This is a genomic window from Paenibacillus borealis (assembly GCF_000758665.1).
Lineage (GTDB): Bacteria > Bacillota > Bacilli > Paenibacillales > Paenibacillaceae > Paenibacillus_AQ > Paenibacillus_AQ borealis.
Genome location: NZ_CP009285.1, coordinates 2,489,685 through 2,509,002 on the forward strand (window position 1 = coordinate 2,489,685; position 19,318 = coordinate 2,509,002).

Below are 19,318 nucleotides of genomic sequence, written 5' to 3' on the forward strand. Positions count from 1 at the left end.
GTAATTTGCCAAAATGTTTTTCAATAGTGTATATCTGACGTTATATTAGAGGTGAAGCTGTAGAGAATGAAATGGTGGATTGAAAAGTTAAGTGTTAGAATTGGGAAATAAAGTATGGGTTGTCGCAAAAAATCCTGCATAAAATACAACATTTTCCTCAAAATCTCGGCTATAATCCCAAATTGTTGTATAAAATCTCGGCTATAATCCCAAATTGTTGTATAAACTTCCATGACGCCTCGGCGTCACCCCCTAGAATGAAAATAGGTACTCCCTATGTTTCTATACCTAAAACCTGGAAAAACTAAAGATAACAAATCTGTGGACGAGCATTTATTGGGGCCAAAAACCCTGTTGTATAAACTGTCCTATTGCGACTCTCAGGCACCGCCTATTGCACATCAAAGTGCGTGTATAAAATTCTAAACGAATGAGCGCATGATTTGTGAATTGACAGGAAAGTAGGATAGATTCATGGATGCTATACGTGAATGCTGTGCGGGTCTCGATGTTCATAACAAAACGGTTGTCGCTTGTATTCTAAACGGACCGCTGGACCACACTCCCCAAAAGCAAATCTCGACGTTCGGAACGACAACGCGTGAATTATTGCGGCTTCAGGACTGGCTTATCGCGAATCGGTGTCAGGAGGTAGCGATGGAGAGTACAGGGGTATTATGGAAACCGGTCTGGAATGTACTCGAATCGACGTGCGACATCGTCTTGGCGAATGCTCGGACGATTAAAAACATTCCTGGACGAAAAACCGATATGAACGATGCCTTTTGGATTGCGAAACTCCACCGGTGCGGATTGGTTCAAGCCAGTGTGGTCCTGCCCGAGCAGTTGCGGGATCTGCGGGACTGGACCCGGTACCGGGTGAAAATGGTCCAAGCGATCACTGCCGAAAAGAATCGGATTCATAAACTGCTGCAAGATGGAAATATCAAATTGTCTAGTTTCATCACGGATGTCTTTGGCGTATCGGGCCGTTTGTTGCTGGAGCAGTTAATGAATGGCGAGGTGCTGGACGAAGAGCAGCTTCGCGGGCTCGTGAAGACAAAACTAAAGAAAAAGGTCCCTGAACTCATGGACGCGTTGAATGGACGTGTGCGTCGTCATCATCGGGAGATGATGCGGCTTCACTGGGATCATCTGTTGTATCTGGAGAAGCAAATCGAGCAAGTGGAAGCCCGGATTGAATGCAAGCTAGCCCCATATGCCGAAGAACTGGAGTGGCTCGATTCGATCCCTGGGATTGAACGCAATACGGCTGCGGCTATTTTTGCTGAACTCGGTCCGGAGGTTCATAAGCGTTTCGAAACGGAGGAACAATTGACGTCTTGGGCAGGCGTCAGCCCGGGAAACAAGGAAAGTGCAGGAAGGAAATCTAAAACGAAATGTCTGCCGGGAAACAAGTTTTTGAAACGCGCGTTAACCCAGGCGGCATGGGCCAATGAGAAATCCTCCAATCGTATCGGTCAGCACTTTAGGCGGGTTCGAAAGCGGCGTGGAGACAAAAAAGCGTGTGTAGCCACGGCACATTTACTGGTAAAGATTATTTACAGTTTAATGAAAAACAGATCTGGATACGAAGAAAAAGACGTGCCGGAGAGCACGTCCAAGGAAAAGGCGTTAGCTTATTACTTGAAACAAATCGAAAAGTTAGGCTTAACGGTTCAAGTGACGTCCCCCGAAACGAGCTGATTTTTAAAAATCGCTCAATAATTGGGGTAGGGGGACTTTTTGCGCCTTTAAGAGTAAGTTTATCCCGAAAGAGTTACTTTTAAAACACGTACTAAGCTAATGCCTACTAAAGCCTACGTTTATTTTCGTATAAAAATGCATCATTTTTCCTCATCCGGGCAGTTTAGCAGGACAATTCTTGTATTTCATACAACAATCTGCCCAAACACCCAGCTATCTAGGTCGCCGAGTTGTAAAACGTACAACATTTAGGTCTTTACAGACCAATGCAGTGTGAAGGGAGAAAAAATATTGAATGGTGGTGTGCAAATTTCTCATAACTGAGGTTCAGGGGAATCACCTTCCTAAAGTCAGAACGGATTTACTCTATTATCAGAAAGTTGGTACTCTATGAGGTTAAGAATTGGCTTACTTTTCTCTCTGCTTCTTGTTTTTGGAGTTGGATTTCAATCATCGCTAGACGCAGCCTTAGCCAGTTCAGTAAAACAGGCGGACGGCTGCTGTTTTTGAGCTTTTATGGATGGCAGATTTGCAATAAATAGAAAGTGGTGTTTTTTTGGAGTATCTATACATAGCTATTGGACTTTTGTTTGTAGGGGCAGTACTTTATAAAATTACGGATGTTCCTAGAATTATTTATTGGGGGTATTCAGCTTGGTGGGCGGGATGGGCTTTTTTAGTATCATGGATCATTTCATTGCTATTCGATGTCGAAGTTTCTAAGTTTTTATTCTTCAGTGTTACTGTAGCGTTGATGGCTGTTTTTTATGGAGGTAAGGCAATTATAAAGCGCATAACAAACGATGATTACAAATTTAAAGACAGAATGTGAATAAGAACGCATAGGAGTGAGCGCTCTGTGGGAATAAATTCAAAAGGAAGACGGAAGATAAAGTATAGCGGCAAAGAGTACTATTGGAAGGTCCAAGAGGACGCCGAAGATTATGGGAGAATTAATCTCAGTATTGTTTCAGAAGATAAGAAATTAATCGTTTCCTACAATGTAGCACAGTCAAACTATGATAAATCGCCGCATATTGTAATAAAGGGAACGGAATTTGTGGGCTTAGAAAATCATTATCGTCAAGGTTGGACTAGAGTACAAACTCCAATTTGGGATGATCGTATCATCACACCCGGGCTTGTCAGGACCATTATAGAATGGTGCCTGCTTCCAAAAGATGAACTGATTTTTGTAGATTGGGATGGTAATCTTATTTAACTGTTGCATGGTATAACATTACGATAACGAAAAGCATAACTCATCAGTTACGGCTATTTGAATATGAAGAATGTTAGGAGTGTTATTAAATGAGTCTACAGTTGGTGCCATTAAATATTCCGTCAGATTGGACTGTTGTATGGAATCATTTTTTTGATATAAACCCTGCAGACTTTCATGACGAATCATTTGCTTATGTAGAGGAACTTCAAGAGGATATATTCTATTTTAGAAATGAAAAGAAAAAATTAATTCTGGATTTAGGATGGTATCCATCTATGAGCTCAGAGGGTGCGTATATATTATATTTAGTAAAAATAGGTGATGAAGAGACTGGGGCTGAATATTGGGCTAATCCTATTTGTAAGTATCGTTCCCGCAACATTAAAGAGATAACCAATAAAATCCATGAATTCCTCGATAAAGAGCAATATGATTCGTCCGAAGCTAACTAACCATTGAGCGAAGCCAAACCTTCTCCATTGAGATTGCAAAGTGAATATGGAGAATTGGATACCCGGTAATGATTCAAATAACAGAATACACTAGCTCAACAAAACAGCGGCAGTCCAGGACGTCATCCGTCCCTGGCTGCTGCTGTTCCCATGTTCCCCTGCCCATCCCCCTCCATCCCCGGCTACTCCTGCGACTGCAGAATATGATTCATTCTCCATTTAGACGGTGTGACGCCATAACGCTTCTTGAACTGGGTTGTAAAATAAGTGCTGCTGTTGTATCCGACCTGCCCGGCAATCTCGCGGATATCGAGCGTAAGCTCCGTGACGAGCAGCAGCTCTGCCTGCTCCAGACGCAGCTGGTTGACGAAATCGGGGAAGCTGCTGTCCACCTCTTCGGCGATCAGCCTGCTGAGGTAAGCGGGGCTGACGGACAGCTTCTCGGCCAGCGCATTGAGCGACAGCGCAGGGTCGTTATAATGCTCCCTGATATAAGCGGTTGCTTCGGCGGCAATGCTCCGGGTCTGTAACGCACTTATGCTGGCGATCCTGCCCGCAGCTGAGCAGCAGCTGTCTTCGATCCACTCCCGCAGCTTGTCGTAGCTCTGAATCTGCCAGACCTGCTGATAATAATCCAGAAAGCCGGAATGGCGGTTGCCGCTGCTCAGATCCGCCGTACGGTTCAGCTCAAAGGCAAGCCTTGATACAGCAACGGTAGCAGACTCTGCACGGTAGCTGCAGGCTACCGCCAGCAGTCTTTCCACAGCCTGAGGGATGTGGCTGGCCAGCTCCGGCTGTTTTACCGCCTGCAGTACCGGCTCCAGCGCACTGTCTGGTACCGGGCTGCTGTTCAGATGGACGGTATCGTCGGCGAATATGATATTCTGCTGCGCATGGAATTTAAGATATTGCATGCAGTCTGCTGCTTCAGCGTATTTGGACTTCAGCAGGCCCAGATCACTTTCCAGCCCGCTGATGCCGAACGCGCAGCGGCCGCCGGACTCAGGCTGTAGTGCGGCGAGTTCTTCCCATTTACTGCGGTAGTGGGCATAATCCCCGAAGCTTCCGATATAGAGCTCACTCAGAATAAGGACGGCCGACCCTTGATGGGGCCGGAAGATTTGAACCTCGGCCAGCTCCGAGAATGCAGTTTGAATCCGGGGAATGACTTCCTGGACAGGTTCCGGAGCATCCCCGGTCTGTCCCGGTTCCAGCACGGCCAGTACACAGACACAATAAGCACCTTCCGTTGCGCCGATGCCCATCATCGGGAGGCCGCCGGAAGGGTCCGGCGCACCGCGCGGGGAGAGCAGCCAGCGCATCAGGGCACTGCCGTCGCTCTCCTTCTTGAGCTGTGCCAACTTCACACCTATAGATTCCAGCTCCAGATTCACGGTATCCAGGTCACTGCCGGCCTTCAAGACTTCTTCATTGCCGGAGATATTAGAGATACTGCCAAACAGCCTGCCGATCGGCTTATAGATCCGCCGGGAGATCAGGTTGGCGGTTACCGCAGCAGCCAGTATCAGAGCCAGGCAGAGACCCATCATCAGATTGCGCGCATTGGCAAGCTCACGGATGCTGTCTGTATAGTACATCTCTGATACAAACCACAGCTTATCCTGCGCGGAATACACATAAGTAATCAGCTGCTTGTCGCCGTTGCCCTTATAGACAAAGGAGCCTCTTTCTGAGGTGGAGGCAGCAACCTGCTTCAGCATCTCCGGATGCAAGGTGGTGCTGCCGGAGAGTGTGCTGTGCATGAGAATTTCGCCATTCTGGTCAATGACGGCGTAACGTGTAGTTCCGCCTTCTTTTTGAGTGAACAGATTGTTCTGGAGCTTGGCAAGATTGACGGTCAACGCAACAGCGCCGTAATATTCACTGTCTGCAAAGGCCCGGTCATTATAGAAGACAGTCAGCAGGGTGACAGGCGTGCCGTTGTTCTGGGTGGTCTTCCACACAAAGGGAGATTCAATAATACGGCTGCTCCGCATCCTCCGGGCCAGCTCCTGCTTGGCCTCCGGGCTGAGCGGCATATTCTCATAGATTACAGCAGGCTCCTTCTCCCCGAAGATATAGGCGTTCTCCAGATACTGGTTAACGACCAGCGCACCGCGAATCTGGCTTAAGACACTGTAGAGCTGATCGCTCCAATCTGTCTCTCCGCTCCGCATCAGGGCACTGATGTTCGGGTTGGCATAGAAGTCCATTGTATAGTTCTGAACAATCTCTTTGTAATTTGTGAATACGGTTTCAGTATTTAGCAGCACATTCTGGTTAGCCTTGTCGACATTATCAATCGATATATTCCGGTACCAGTAGAAGATCACCATAGCCAGTACCAGAATGCAGCAGACAGAGATCAGGGTCAGGCTCATAAAAAAGCGGGTATACAGTTTCTTTCTCTTTCCCAAGATGATCGCCCCTTTATGTAAATCCTACTACACCTATTCTAGTGGGACAAGCTATTCATTGACAAGAAGGGAGATAGACCCAAATAGCATGAAAGTATAAAAAACGGGAAAAAGAGCATAGAAAGAGCAAGAAAGTTAAACTTATACGAACTATAATTGGTTATGCTTACATTTTGCTCGTTTGAAGGAGGATTTCTGTATTGAGAACTTTCCGCAATCCGGTGCTGCCGGGCTTTTACCCTGACCCTTCCGCTATCCGCGTAGGTGAGGATTATTATCTTGTCACGTCCAGTTTTGAATTTTTCCCCGGTGTTCCTATCTTCCACAGCAAGGACCTGGTGAACTGGCGCCAGCTTGGCCATGTGCTTGACCGTCCGTCCCAGCTTAATCTGGACCATACGATTCCGTCGATGGGCATTTGGGCCCCTACCATCCGTTATCATCAAGGTCTCTTCTATATGATCACAACTTACGTAGATAATAATAAGGATCAGCATAATTTCTATGTGACTGCCACCGATCCGGCTGGAGACTGGTCTGATCCGGTCTGGCTGGAGGATGCACCCGGTATCGATCCCTCCCTGTTCTTCGATGAAGACGGCAGGGTATATTACACCGGCAACCGTGTTCCTCCCGAAGGCCAGGATTACCCGAAGCATATGGACATTTGGCTGCAGGAGATTGACCTGGAACAAGGCAAGCTGACAGGTCCGAAGCTCAGCATCTGGCAGGGTGCCCTTAAGGTAGGGCATGCGCAGGAGGGACCCCATGTCTATAAAATCGGCGGCTGGTATTATGTGCTGATTGCTGAAGGCGGCACCGGCCATACCCACGCCATCACGATTGCCAGAAGCCGGAACGTGACCGGCCCTTATGAAGGCCATAAAGCGAATCCCATTCTGACCCACCGCCATCTCGGCAGAGAATATCCAATCGTGAATGTCGGTCATGGAGAACTGGTGGAGACGCAGCACGGAGACTGGTGGATGTTCTGTCTTGCTTCCCGGACATGCGGCGGCTATTACCGCAACCTGGGGCGTGAAACATTCCTGACCCCGGTGAAATGGGAGAATGAATGGCCTGTAGTGAATCCGGGTAAAGGCGTGCTGGAGCTGGAAGCGGCAGCGCCTGATCTGCCGGAAACGAAGTGGCCGCAGCTGCCTGCGCGTGATGATTTCGACGCAGCCGGCCTCAGCCTCATCTGGAACTTCCTGCGGACACCGCGCGGGGAATTCTGGAGCCTCACCGAACGCCCGGGACATCTGCGGCTGCGGCTCAAGCCGGAGCAGCTGACAGAGATCAGCAATCCGTCTTTCATTGGAAGACGCCAGCAGCACTTAAGCTTCAGAGCGGCAGCAGAGATGACCTTTAAGCCAGGGACACCAGATGAAACTGCCGGACTTGTGCTGATCCAGAATGCGGACAACCACTTCCGCTATGAATTGAAGCTGGAGGACGGGAAGCAGCTGCTGCAGCTGATTGTGCGCAGCAGAGGGGATGAGCAGCTGCTGGCATCCGCGCTTTATCCGCAGGACAAGGTGCAGCTTAAGGCAGAGGCCAGAGGGCAGGAGTACAGCTTCTATTATAGAGCGGACGAATTCGGCTCATGGACGGCATTGTATGAACGGGCTGATGGAAGAGTGCTCAGCACGGATCTGGCTGGCGGATTTACAGGGGCGTACATTGGCATGTATGCCAGTTCCCAAGGGGCGCCAAGCACCAATTATGCCGATTTCGACTGGTTCAGCTATGAAGAAATCGAATAGACGGGAGGGAAGAAGCCTATGAACAGCAAACAGGATTCCAATAATTATCCTATACCCGAACTGCCGCGAATTCCGGAGCGGACGTTCAGGATTACAGATTATGGGGCAGCAGGCGGAGAGTTGCTGCGCACTGCTGCCATACAGGATACGCTTGATGCCTGCGCTGCTGCAGGAGGCGGAACGGTCATCATCCCGCCGGGAATATGGCGTACGGGACCGCTGACGCTGCACAGCCGGATTAATCTGCATGCCGAGCGCGGGGCACTCGTATGTTTCGAGCCGGACTTCGCGCTGTATCCGCTGCTCTTCTCCCATTATGAGGGGAATGCCGGCTGGCGCTGTCAGGCTCCGCTGGATGGGGAAGCTCTCAGTGATGTAGCCATTACCGGCGAAGGAATATTCGATGGAAGCGGCGAGGCCTGGCGCCCGGTGAAACGCTTCAAGATGACGGAACTCCAGTGGCAGAGCCTGATTGCCTCCGGGGGAGTAGTGGATGAGCAGAATGAGATGTGGTGGCCTTCCCGAGAAGCGCTGGAGGGAGAAGAATACTTCCGGCGGCTGTTGAAGGAAGGGCAGACTGCAATGGAGGCTTATCTGCCTGCCCGGGCTTATCTGCGCCCAGCACTGCTGAGCCTGCGGAATTGCCGGCGGGTGCTGCTGGAGGGGGCAACCTTCCAGAATTCACCTGCCTGGTGCCTGCATCCTATGGGCTGTGAGCAGGTTACCGTCAGGCACATCCAGGTGCGTAATCCATGGTATTCACAGAATGGGGACGGCCTGGATCTGGAGTCCTGCACACATGCCCTGGTGGAGCATTGCCGGTTCGATGTGGGCGATGACGCCATCTGCCTGAAGTCGGGCAAAGATGAGGAAGGCCGCAGGGCAGGGATGCCCTGCCGTTACATTACCATCCGGCAATGTACGGTATATCACGGACATGGCGGGGTGGTGATCGGCAGTGAAATGTCGGGCGGTGTGCATGCGGTCAGAGTGAGCGATTGCCTGTTCATCGGCACGGATATCGGGCTGCGCTTCAAAAGCGCCCGGGGAAGAGGCGGCGTAGTAGAGGATATCCGGATGGAGAATATCCGGATGTCAGGCATTATCCATGAGGCGGTTTCCTTCCATATGTTCTATGCGGGAGTTGAGGGCTCTGAAGGCCATGATGAGCAGTCCTTCCCCGTTACGGAGGAGACGCCACAGTTCCGGAATATCACACTCCGGAATATCACCTGCCATGGTGCGGCAACTGCGCTGCTGGTGAACGGATTGCCGGAGATGCCGCTTGCAGAGCTGACGGTGGAGAATTTCAGCTCTGTAAGCAAGCGGGGAATTGTTCTGCGGCATGCCAGCAATCTGAAGCTGGACCAGATCCGGCTGATGACAGAGGAAGCACCGCCCGTGAAGATGCATAAGTGCAGCCATGCAGAGCTCATCCGGTCCGGAGAGCTCATGATTACAGAGAGCTCAGGCTGAGGTCCGGGAGAGGCGCGCTATTCTTCAATTATTCCTTCAGACTTGGATGACGCCCGCGACCTGGATGCCTTGCGGTATTGGAGTGGAGTCAGCCCTGTTGACCTTTTGAAAGTCTTATTGAAGTGGGACAGATGCTCGAAGCCGACTGTGGAAGCGATCTCCTGAATTCTGGCCGAGGTTCCGGCCAGCAGGCGCTGGGCCTCGCGGACTCTGATATGTACAATATATTCACGGAAATGAAAGCCCGTCAGACGGTGAAAGACACGGCTTAAGTAAGACGGGCTGATGAAGAAATGCCCTGCAGTTTCTTCCAGCGTAAGCGCTTCGCGGTGGTGTCCCCGGATGTAAGTGGCGACATCTGTTACCAGATGGTGCAGCGGGTGTTTCGTCCCGCCGGCCTGTGTCGTATTCTCCGACCGCTGGAGCAGAATCATCAGCTCGGTGAACAAAGTTACGATGATGGCTTCATACAATGGCCGCTGAACACGTGCTTCCTCAAGGATACGGTTCAGCAGTGTCTCCGCCTCATTCTGTTCGCGCAGGGTTAGCCGGAATAAGCGGTATCTGTGGTTCTGAAACCACAGATTGTCATCCTGCAGCACAAGGGGCAGCAGATCAGGATCGTAATTGATCAGAATCCGTTCGAATTCGGCCATTTCGGAGCTTGCGGTAGCATGCAGCTCCCGGCCGGGAATCAGAATCAGCTCGCCCTTGTGAACCGTAACGACCCGGTCATCCACGAAGTATACGCGTTCACCTTCTGTCAGGTAGTACAGCTCGGTGAGTTCATGGCTGTGGGGACGCGGCATCGCCGTGATGCCCTTGCGCTTCATATGCTGAATGCTGAACCGTCCTTCTTCTATATGATATTTCGGATTAGGGCTAGTCACGCTGGTCATAAATCTCCTCTTCTCTTACGAACCGTTACGGTTATTATAGAATAAATACGGGTTGCCATGAAAGGAGCCGCACATGTTAATTACAGTATCGAAGAGTCCCGGGGAAGGATACAGCAGCCTGCAGGAAGCGCTGGATTCCATTCCGCCGCAGCAGAAGCAGGCCGTAACCATAAGGATTAAACCCGGCATATATGAGGAAAAGATTACAATTGTCCGCGAAGCCCCGCCCATTCTTCTGCTGGGGGAGGACCCGCATTCCACCGTAATCACCTGGAATGATAATGCCCACACTCTCGGAGCGGACGGTGAACCGCTCGGCACCTTCCGCAGCGGCACCCTGAATGTGTTCGCCGAAGGCTTCACTGCCGAGAATCTGACCATCCGGAACGCTTCCGGTCCGGGAACCGGACAAGCGGTGGCGGCTTTCGTTGATGCCGGCCAGGCGGTATTCCGGCGCGTGCGTCTGCTGGGTGACCAGGACACACTCTATACGGGGCAAGGCAGGCAATATTACGGCGACTGCTACATTGAAGGCGATGTCGATTATATTTTTGGTGCTGCCACGGCGTTGTTTGAGGGCTGCCATCTGCACAATAAACGCTCCAGAGGTTATATTACAGCCGCTTCAACACCGGAGGGAGCAGCATTCGGCTATGTGTTCCTGAATTGCCGGATTACCGGCGCCGACAATGTCAGTGATGTGTATCTTGGCCGTCCCTGGCGGCCTTATGCGCATGTAGCCTTCATCCGCACGGTTATGGACGGTTCGGTGACCGGAGAAGGCTGGCATAATTGGGGGCACCCGGACAGGGAGCAGACCAGCCGTTATGAAGAATACGGCAGCAGCGGCCCGGGAGCACGCCCGGAGGAACGGGTAGCATGGTCGCGCCAGTTAACCGCAGAGGAAGCTGCGGAGTACCGGGTTCTGACCGTACTGGACGGCTGGCATCCTGAAGGATATTAAGAACCAGGAGGAACCCCCGATGGAATTATTGGAACAATATATGAAGCAAATGACGGCTTCCGCAGCGCAGGACGCTACCTTCCGTGGGGATATCCCTTACGGAGAGTGGCGGGCAAAGCTAACTGCAAGCTTTACCGGGCGGCTTGGCGGATTTCCGGAGGAACGGGCGGCACTTGCACCTGTGCTGCTTGAGCGGGTAACCTGTAACGGATATATACGTGAGCGTGTAGAGATCACCACTTATGAAGGACTTAGAATGGCTATGTATCTTCTGATTCCCGGGCAGCCGTTATCCTCCCCCTGTCCGGCTGTTCTGGCTATTCATGGGCATGGCTACGGCAGCCGTGAGATTACCGGCCTCAATCCGGACGGCTCGCAGCGGCAGGGTGACCCGGGGCTGCATAAGGATTTTGCGGTCTCGCTGGTGAAGCAGGGCTTCGTGGTCGCTGCTCCCGAGGTGCTCGGATTCGGCGACCGACGGCTGGCAGAGGATCTGGAGAGCGGTGAGCCCGGGCGTAATTCCTGCTTCCGCCTATCCTCCGCGCTGCTGATGGCGGGGCAGACGATGGCAGGCTACCGGATCTATGAAAGCATGCGGGCGCTCGATTATTTGCAGACGCGGGAAGAGGTTAACGGTGAACGATTAGGCATTATGGGCATTTCCGGCGGCGGGCTGGTGGCCGGCTTCACGGCTGCACTGGATCAGCGGATCACCTGTGCTGTCGTCAGCGGGTATGCCAATACGTTTGCGGACAGCATCCTTACCCGAAATCATTGTCTGGATAACTACATTCCGGGCATTCTGCTCGAAGCGGAAATGCCGGATCTGCTTGGGTTAATTGCCCCGCGCGGCCTGTTCCTGGAGTCGGGAGATGCCGATCCTTTGTTTGGTCCGGCTGGAGCAAAGCAAGCCTTGGCCCGGCTGGAAGTGATCTATGCCGCAGAGGGGCATGGCGGACAGGTAGAAGCGGATTTTTTTGCCGGAGGGCATGAAATACATGGGGAGCCGGCGTTTGCCTGGCTGCGGAAGCAGCTTGCCGGTGCCTGAGCCCGGACTTAATCTGGAACATAAGCGACAGGAGGAATAATGATGTCTATCACGGAAACAGCAACATCAGGTTTGTCCCGCAGAATTGCGGATACCTTCATCAGTCAATGCAATGAACAAGGGGAACATGAGTATGTGCTGGAACGCTGGGCCTATGTGCCCGGCATGCTGCTGATGTCAGTAGCCAGGGCCGGTGTGCAGCATGAGGAGCCGGAATATCTGGCATTTATGCGGCGGCACATGGATAGCTTCATCGGGGAGGACGGCTCCATCCGTTCCTATACGCTGGAGGAATACAACCTGGATCAGATCAACCAGGGCAAGAATCTCTTCTATCTGTACCGGCAGACCGGGGAAGCGCGTTACGCTGAAGCAGCTCATCTGCTGGCGGCGCAGCTGATCGGGCATCCCCGTACTTCGGAGGGGGGATTCTGGCATAAGAAGGTGTATCCTTTTCAGATGTGGCTGGACGGACTATATATGGCTTCACCGTTCCTTGCCGAATACGGGGCCGTATTCCAGCGTCCCGAGCTAATAGATGAAGCTGCCCATCAGCTGCTATTGATCGAGCGCCGGACCCGTGATCCGCGGACCGGCCTGCTCTATCACGGCTGGGATGAATCCAAAGAGCAGGAATGGGCGGACTCGTCCACCGGCCTCTCTTCCCACTTCTGGAGCCGGGCGATGGGCTGGTACGCCATGGCCGCCGTGGACTGCCTGGAGCATTTCCCGGTCACCCATCCGCAGCGGGGAACAATCATCGGGATCTTCCAGCGGATGTGCGGTGCACTGCTTGAGGTTCAGGACCAGGAGACCGGCCTCTGGTATCAGGTGCTTGATCAGGCAGGACGTAAAGGCAATTACCTCGAAGCCACCGGCTCCTGCATGTTTGTCTATGCGATGGCCAAAGCCCTGCGGCTGCGGTATCTGGAGCCTTCCTTCAAGGATGCCATGCTGAAAGGCTACGAAGGCATACTTGCGCATCTGGTTACCGAAGATGAACAGGGCGTTCATCTGCATCAGATCTGCCACGGGGCAGGCCTCAGCAAGGACCGGAACGGTTCCTATGATTACTACATTTCCGAAGCGGTTGTCTCTGACGCGCCGATGGGTGTTGCGCCGTTATTGCTGGCTTCCCTTGAGGTGGAGAAGTACCTTGACGGGCAATAGGCTGCTGCTGTCGGAGCAGACGAATACTTGAATACCGGTGAATTGAGCGTCAACATCGTTATAATCGCAGCCGGTCCTGGTCCGCTTTTTGTGATAGTATAGGATATTGGATACTTCTAACAAGGATAGCGGAGGATATTATGGATCAGGAATTACACAGAATAGCCAAATGGATTAGCGGTCAGGCTGCGAGGGTCATCGTTGGAATCTCCGGTCATGGTGCATCGGGAAAAACGACGTTTGCCCATAATCTGATCAGTCTTGTGGGGCAGGAGAAAGTGAATTATATGAATACCGACCCCTACATTATCGGATCAGATCTTAGACGGTACGCAATGATCGACTACGAATACAACAATGAACATCATCGCGATAAAATGACGGCCTGTCACCCTGCTGCCCATAACGTGGCTGCTTTGGAGAGAGACATCCGTATGCTGCGGGACGGCTTGGACCTGTATACCATCGGTACGCATTATAGCAAGAGTACGCTGTTATCTTCTGACAACAAGATTAATATTGTAGAAGGCATGAGCGTGGCTTTTACGGACCCAAGTCTGTATGATCTCAAAGTCTACTTATATACGGATGGGGAGACCGAGCTTAGGCGAAGGGGAATCCGTGATGTGGCTGAGCGGGGGACAGATATTCAGTATTTAATGAAGTCCCATGAACAGCGCAGAATTCAGTATGATTTATTCATGCATCCTTATCATGAGAAGTTCGATATTGTGATCAGAAATCAAGATTAAGCTTAGTTCGGCGAAAAGAGAGTCATAAACAGCTGCGGCCCCAGCCTTCCAGTGAAATGGAGAGTTGGGGCCGTTTTTTGCTTTTTTGGAATGGAGAAAATAAAATCCGAAAATATTACGAATCATAGACCGGAATCATGCTATAATTTTAACGGATTAATAGGTCTTAAGTAATAGACAGGCGAAGGTAACTTATAATTTGTGCGCTTTTATAACTACATAGTCGGAGGTATTAGCTTGTTCATTCAAAAAAGTGTAAGAAAAAAAGTAATCGCAGGGGTACTCGCTGTATGTCTTGCTATATTGCCTGCAGGTGCAGCTTTTGCGGGTAATGTATCGGATCTCAGCGGAAATTGGGCGAAGGAGCACATCAGTAAGTGGATGGATCAAGGTCTGATCTCCGGCTACCCGGATGGTGAATTTAAGCCGGATCATCCGGTCACCCGGGCTGAATTAACGGTTTTGATTAATAGGGCTTTTGGATTTACTGAAACGAAAAAAGTTAATTTTAGCGATATCACCAGCAGTAAGTGGTATTATTCAAGTATTTTACAGGCCAATGCCGCGGGTTACGTTCAGGGCTATGCGGATGGGACCTTTAAGCCGGACCAGAAGATTAACCGTCAAGAAATGGCTGTTATCATCAGTAAATTGCTCAAGCTGACAGCATCGGCTGCGGCTCCTGAGTTTAAGGATATTGCCGGAAGTCCGGATTGGAGCAAAAGTGCTATCCGGGCTGTAAGCGAACAAGGTATCATGACAGGTTCCGGTGATGGGAATTTCCGCCCGCTCGCTGATGCAACCCGGGCGGAGACGGTAGTAATTTTGGATAGGGCTCTAGCCTTGCTAAATGAAGATTCCGGGGAATATGTAATCATCTATGAAACGCCAGGCACCTATGGCCCGCTGTCAGGAATTTCGGAAGTAGACAGTGATGTAGTGATCAGCGTGCCGGGTATCACTCTCCGCAATATGAATATAACCGGAAATCTGCTGCTGGGAGAAGGCATAGCGGAAGGTGATGTGAAGCTCCAAAATGTAACAGTTAGAGGCAGTACTGCGATTGAAGGCGGCGGGGCGAATAGTATTCATCTTGCGGATTCTACACTGGTTTCAGTACGTATAGACAAGAAGGATGGCACTGTAAGAGTGGTTGCTGAAGGAAAGACAATCATTAATAACCTTCAGCTGCAGTCTGCTGCTGCCGTTGAATCCCTAACCGGTGCTGAGATCAGTACCCTCACGTTATCACCTGAAATTCCAGCGGATGCCCGCATCCTGTTGACCGGCAGCTTCAAGGCTGTAATTATTCTTGCATCACAACTGAACATTGAAATCAGCGGGGGCACTGTAGAGGCAGTCAATGTTGATAAAACAGCGGGCAGTAATAAATTGGCCAATAGCAGCATTATCAAGTCTATGACAATGAACGCCGGTATACAAATTTCAGGTAAAGGTAATATCGGGAATGCGGTAGTCAACGCTTCGGGCATTACAATAGAGAATGCTCCAGGGAAAATTACCCTGGGCAGCGATGTTCCGGCAGATGTGAAAGTGAATATAGCCGGTTCTGATAAAACGGTTGCTGCGTCTTCTGCAACTCCAACAGCGGCCGTATTAGTTGGCGGCGGAGGCGGCGGAGGCGGCAGCGCGGCAGAAACAACAGCGCCAACAGCTACACCCACGGCAGCGCCAACGGAGGAACCAACAGCAGCACCAACCGTGGCACCAACGCCGGTACCAACAGCGAAACCAACGCCGATACCAACAGCGAAGCCAACGCCGGTAGCAACAGCGGCAGCAACGCCGGTGTCATCAGCGACACCAACAGCAGCTACTTCGCCGTCACCGTTGCCATCGGCAATGCCGACAGCGGTGACCTCACCGTCACCGTCGCCATCACCATCGGCAATACCAACAGCGGTGACTTCACCGTCACCATCGCCATTACCATCATTCCCGGGGCCGATACCTACACCGTGGTCAACGGTGGCACCCACACCGCCCATTGTAGATCATGGTGTTGTAAAAGGGGGCATTAAGCGCGCAGACGGGAAAGCTGCCGATTCAGGCATCTTGTACTTAGAACGGGATAGCGATCATATGATTTACAGCGCTGCACTGACGAACGGGGAATTCTCTATAGATTTGCCGGATGGGCCGTACAAGATTTACTCCATGCGTTCCACAACTACACAAGAGATTATTTCACTCTACTATATGTTTTACGTTATGAATGGCAAGGCAGATAGAGAGGTGCATATTCTCATTCCTGAGCAGCAGGCAGGCACGATGCAGTATTCGGACGGGACCGCAGTTGAGGATGGAAATATTATTGTAGAGAGCTTAGACAGCGGACCGCTTGCCTGGTATAGTGCCGAAATCCATGAAGGTAAGTTTAACTTTCATTTGCCGGACGGTCATTATAATGTAGAAGTCTTAATCTATGGCGAAACCAACAAACAATTAACAATTAATCATTCGTTTGAAGTCATTGACGGGAAAAGCAATCTGAATATAACATTGCCACCCAAAATTGAAGGAAGCATTAGCTTCGTGGATGGTTCCCCGATTTACGATGGCTGGCTGGAAATTAGAGCTACGGATGCTCTGAATTACGGAATTTATAGGGTCCCTGTGGCTGCAGGCAAGTTTAATCTTTATTTGCCGGATGGCGACTATAACATTCTGACGTTAAACACTGACGAGGCAAAAACTATAGATTTGCGTACACAGATAAAGATTGTTAATGGTGAACCTGCCGCCGGACCGATTGACATCAAGGTACCTTTGGCGATATCAGGCAAGATCTATAATGAGGACGGAACTCCGTTTGCTAATGGGGTATTAATGATTACAGAGGTTGGCACTGCTTCACCGCTTCTGTATGCAACAACGATTAAGAATGGCCTGTTTGATTTCTATCTGCCTGAAGGCTCATACCGGGTACTTATTTTAGCTGAGAAAATGTACTCATCCTATAACAACAGATTCCCGTACTACAGTTTCTCGGTGCAGGATGGTCAGTCTAATCCGCATGAGCTTGTAATTAATTTGCCAGCTAATAATGTTACCGGTTCACTGAAATATGATGATGGGACCCCGCTGCCGGATGGCTATATTGAATTAGGCAGTGGTCTTGGCGGTAAGGATTATCTCAAAACGGTTGAGCTGAAAAACGGGGTTTTCGGTGCGGATTTTCCGGATGGGGAATACGATGTATTCATGTATTGGGATGCCGAGCATCGCAATAGAATTGAAATAAATTGTAAATTTAAAGTTGAAGAGGGCCTGCTTGTGGATCCCCTGAACATTACTTTGGCTAAGGAAGAATAAACGAATACAGCAGTCTATGACAAAAAAACAGAGCAGCGCTTCTCCCGTTACAGGAGAGCCGCTGCTCTGTTGCGTGTAGCATTAATTCAGTATACAAACTTCCGCTGTGCCCAATAGCTGAATATGAAGATCGAGATTTCCGTCAGAATCTTGGCTGCAACCAGCGGGATAATCAGCTTCTCATTATAGAAGTAGAGCAGGCCGTAATTGAACATCAGCACAAGGACGACGAGGGAGAAATACTTCGGCAGCGACTGGAGCCGTGATTTTTGGCCGCCGGCAAATACATACTTCCGGTTTACCGAGTAGTTGAAGATTGAACTGCATAATCTTGCGGCTGCGACAGCCAGAAACAGGTTGTGGGTCAGGCTCTGGAACAGGAACAGCAGTACGAAGTCCAGCAGCCCTGAGATCAGCGAGGAAGTGCTAAACATCAGAATCGGCAGGTAGATCCGGAAGGAGTCGATCAGCGGGCGGAAGTGGGAGGATTTATTATCTTCCAGATAGACCGTATCGATATACTCCTCAGTAATGGTATAGCCCTCTTTGTGGGCGGTCAGCAGCATGTTCATCTCATATTCGAACCGTTCGCCGGGAATCCGGCACAGCCAGTCCAGCATCTGGAACGGGAAGCCGCGCAGGCCGGTCTGGGTATCATAGATTTTGGTGCCGGTCGTGAGTGCGAAGACTGACCGTGTCACCGAGTTCCCGAAGCGGCTGCGCAGCGGAATGGTTCCGCTGAACCGCCGGCTCCCGAGCACAATCCCCGGCTTACTCTGAAGCAGCAGCGTCTCGGCAATCCGCTTGATGTCATGGGGCAGATGCTGCCCGTCACTATCGGCGCAGATCACATTACCGTGCATGCCGGCTCCCTGAATATGACGGAAGCCTGTTTTGAGGGCGGCACCTTTGCCGAGATTGGTCTTATGGGTCAGGAGGGTGCAGCCGAATGCCGCAGCCCGCTCGAAGATTGCGCGGTAAGCCGGGCCGCTGCCGTCATCGACCAGTACAATGGGTCCTAGCGGGTATTCGTTCAGCTGCTCAATTAAATCCAGCAGCCGTTCGTCTGGCTCATAGGCCGGTATTAATATCGTCATCCGGGTTCACTCCTTAATATAAAGTATGTCGCTGACGCCGCGTTCCTGGTTTTTGCCCAGCGGATTATTCACGACCCGGCCCATGAAGTACATGGTGGAGGAACCGCCGCCGTCCAGATTGTAGGCTTCTGTAGCTCCGAGGCCTTCCATCACATCAGCAAGCTCGGCAAGGGTCATTCCGCGGCTGTAGCCTTCCTTGCGTCCGTCAACTACAACGAACACGTAGTGGTTCGGGGCAATCATGCCAATGGCGGTCCGGGGATTGGCGTTTTGAATGGAACGGTTGCCGAAATTGTTGTCGATTTTGACACTGCTGAAATCACTGACGATCTTGCCGTCCTGTATCAGAATCGGTCCGAAGGACAAGGTGTTCGTAGCCCCTTCAGCCAGCAGCTCAGACGAAGAAACTTCCTCCTCGTCATAGGTCTGCATCGTTCCGTCTGCGAACAGAGCCATCGCATCCCGCACCGGATCGTCACGATATACGGTTCCATTGCGGATAATCACCCCGTCTTCCCGGAAGCCGTAGTAATCGCCGTTAATGGCGAAGATTGCATTATTACTGGAGGCAATTTCCGAAGTATCCTCTGTGATGTTCGTCCCGAAGCTGTTGTCGGCGAATGCGGAGCGCAGGCTTGCGGCATCCTTCAGGACCACATCTGCGACAAAATAAGTGATCTGGTCTGAACCTGTTCCTGTCTGCACCTGGTCAATCTTGACCTGGATATTGTCACTGCTGTAGCTCCAGTCATCCGATGTTGCATTCACGTCAGCTGTTGCGGCTGCTGTTGTTGTGCCTGTGCTGCCGGTACCAGCGGTTCCGGCGGTATCGTCTGCGACGACGACCTCAACATGCTCAATCAGATAACGGTCTGCCAGACGATATACCACTGCGCCAATGCCCAGGAGGATTACGAGGATAATAATCAATAATTTTCGTTTGCTGGTACGGGTTGCTGTGTTGCCTGTATTGCGTGTGTTGCGTGACTTCATATCGAAGCACCACCTC

15 protein-coding genes are annotated in these 19,318 nt (G+C 51.0%); 11 read left to right on the forward strand and 4 right to left on the reverse strand.

Going from position 1 to position 19,318, the window contains the following annotated elements; translation table 11 throughout:
• The first annotated feature begins 474 nt into the window (after positions 1-474).
• From PBOR_RS10385 to PBOR_RS10400, 4 genes are all read left to right on the forward strand, one after another.
• Positions 475-1,707, forward strand: coding sequence for an IS110 family RNA-guided transposase (locus PBOR_RS10385; RefSeq protein ID WP_042211610.1), 1,233 nt, complete (start codon positions 475-477; stop codon positions 1,705-1,707).
• Positions 1,708-2,263: 556 nt separating this feature from the next.
• Positions 2,264-2,539: a hypothetical protein gene (locus PBOR_RS10390; protein WP_042211611.1), complete on the forward strand. Its 276-nt coding sequence runs from the start codon at positions 2,264-2,266 to the stop codon at positions 2,537-2,539.
• Positions 2,540-2,566: 27 nt separating this feature from the next.
• Entirely contained in the window at positions 2,567-2,929 is a 363-nt protein-coding gene (locus PBOR_RS10395; protein WP_042211612.1) for a hypothetical protein, read from the forward strand.
• Between the two features lie 89 nt (positions 2,930-3,018).
• A complete protein-coding gene (locus PBOR_RS10400) occupies positions 3,019-3,384 on the forward strand; it encodes a hypothetical protein (RefSeq protein ID WP_042211613.1) in 366 nt (121 codons plus the stop codon).
• Between the two features lie 182 nt (positions 3,385-3,566).
• On the opposite strand, the gene PBOR_RS10405 is transcribed toward PBOR_RS10400, so the two are convergent.
• Positions 3,567-5,801 (reverse strand): AraC family transcriptional regulator, encoded by a 2,235-nt coding sequence (locus PBOR_RS10405; RefSeq protein ID WP_042211614.1) that lies wholly within the window; start codon positions 5,799-5,801, stop codon positions 3,567-3,569.
• A 200-nt stretch (positions 5,802-6,001) separates the two neighbouring features.
• Here PBOR_RS10405 and PBOR_RS10410 point away from each other — a divergent pair, with 200 nt between their 5' ends.
• Together PBOR_RS10410 and PBOR_RS10415 are read left to right on the forward strand one after the other, a co-directional pair.
• Positions 6,002-7,567, forward strand: coding sequence for a glycoside hydrolase family 43 protein (locus tag PBOR_RS10410; RefSeq protein WP_042211615.1), 1,566 nt, complete (start codon positions 6,002-6,004; stop codon positions 7,565-7,567).
• An 18-nt stretch (positions 7,568-7,585) separates the two neighbouring features.
• Positions 7,586-9,043 carry a glycoside hydrolase family 28 protein gene (locus PBOR_RS10415; RefSeq protein WP_042211616.1) on the forward strand — a complete coding sequence of 486 codons (1,458 nt, stop codon included), beginning with the start codon at positions 7,586-7,588 and terminating at the stop codon, positions 9,041-9,043.
• Between the two features lie 17 nt (positions 9,044-9,060).
• On the opposite strand, the gene PBOR_RS10420 is transcribed toward PBOR_RS10415, so the two are convergent.
• Positions 9,061-9,942: a helix-turn-helix transcriptional regulator gene (locus PBOR_RS10420; protein ID WP_042211617.1), complete on the reverse strand. Its 882-nt coding sequence runs from the start codon at positions 9,940-9,942 to the stop codon at positions 9,061-9,063.
• 73 nt (positions 9,943-10,015) lie between these two features.
• Between PBOR_RS10420 and PBOR_RS10425 the strand changes: the two genes are divergently transcribed.
• The 5 genes from PBOR_RS10425 (at position 10,016) to PBOR_RS35390 (ending at position 17,212) form a co-directional block, all read left to right on the forward strand.
• A complete protein-coding gene (locus tag PBOR_RS10425) occupies positions 10,016-10,906 on the forward strand; it encodes a pectinesterase family protein (RefSeq protein WP_042211618.1) in 891 nt (296 codons plus the stop codon).
• Between the two features lie 19 nt (positions 10,907-10,925).
• Positions 10,926-11,954: a dienelactone hydrolase family protein gene (locus tag PBOR_RS10430; protein ID WP_052429416.1), complete on the forward strand. Its 1,029-nt coding sequence runs from the start codon at positions 10,926-10,928 to the stop codon at positions 11,952-11,954.
• Between the two features lie 39 nt (positions 11,955-11,993).
• Positions 11,994-13,124 carry a glycoside hydrolase family 88/105 protein gene (locus tag PBOR_RS10435; protein ID WP_425415520.1) on the forward strand — a complete coding sequence of 377 codons (1,131 nt, stop codon included), beginning with the start codon at positions 11,994-11,996 and terminating at the stop codon, positions 13,122-13,124.
• Positions 13,125-13,264: 140 nt separating this feature from the next.
• The gene (locus PBOR_RS10440; RefSeq protein WP_042211620.1) at positions 13,265-13,876 is read left to right on the forward strand and encodes a uridine kinase family protein; all 612 of its coding nucleotides are present in this window, start codon (positions 13,265-13,267) and stop codon (positions 13,874-13,876) included.
• A 237-nt stretch (positions 13,877-14,113) separates the two neighbouring features.
• Positions 14,114-17,212 carry an S-layer homology domain-containing protein gene (locus PBOR_RS35390; RefSeq protein WP_052429417.1) on the forward strand — a complete coding sequence of 1,033 codons (3,099 nt, stop codon included), beginning with the start codon at positions 14,114-14,116 and terminating at the stop codon, positions 17,210-17,212.
• 86 nt (positions 17,213-17,298) lie between these two features.
• Here the strand turns inward: PBOR_RS35390 and PBOR_RS10450 are convergent, their stop codons facing one another.
• Together PBOR_RS10450 and PBOR_RS10455 are read right to left on the reverse strand one after the other, a co-directional pair.
• A complete protein-coding gene (locus PBOR_RS10450; protein ID WP_042211621.1) occupies positions 17,299-18,309 on the reverse strand; it encodes a bifunctional glycosyltransferase family 2/GtrA family protein in 1,011 nt (336 codons plus the stop codon).
• 6 nt (positions 18,310-18,315) lie between these two features.
• Entirely contained in the window at positions 18,316-19,302 is a 987-nt protein-coding gene (locus PBOR_RS10455; RefSeq protein ID WP_042211622.1) for a phosphodiester glycosidase family protein, read from the reverse strand.
• Between the last annotated feature and the right edge of the window lie 16 nt (positions 19,303-19,318).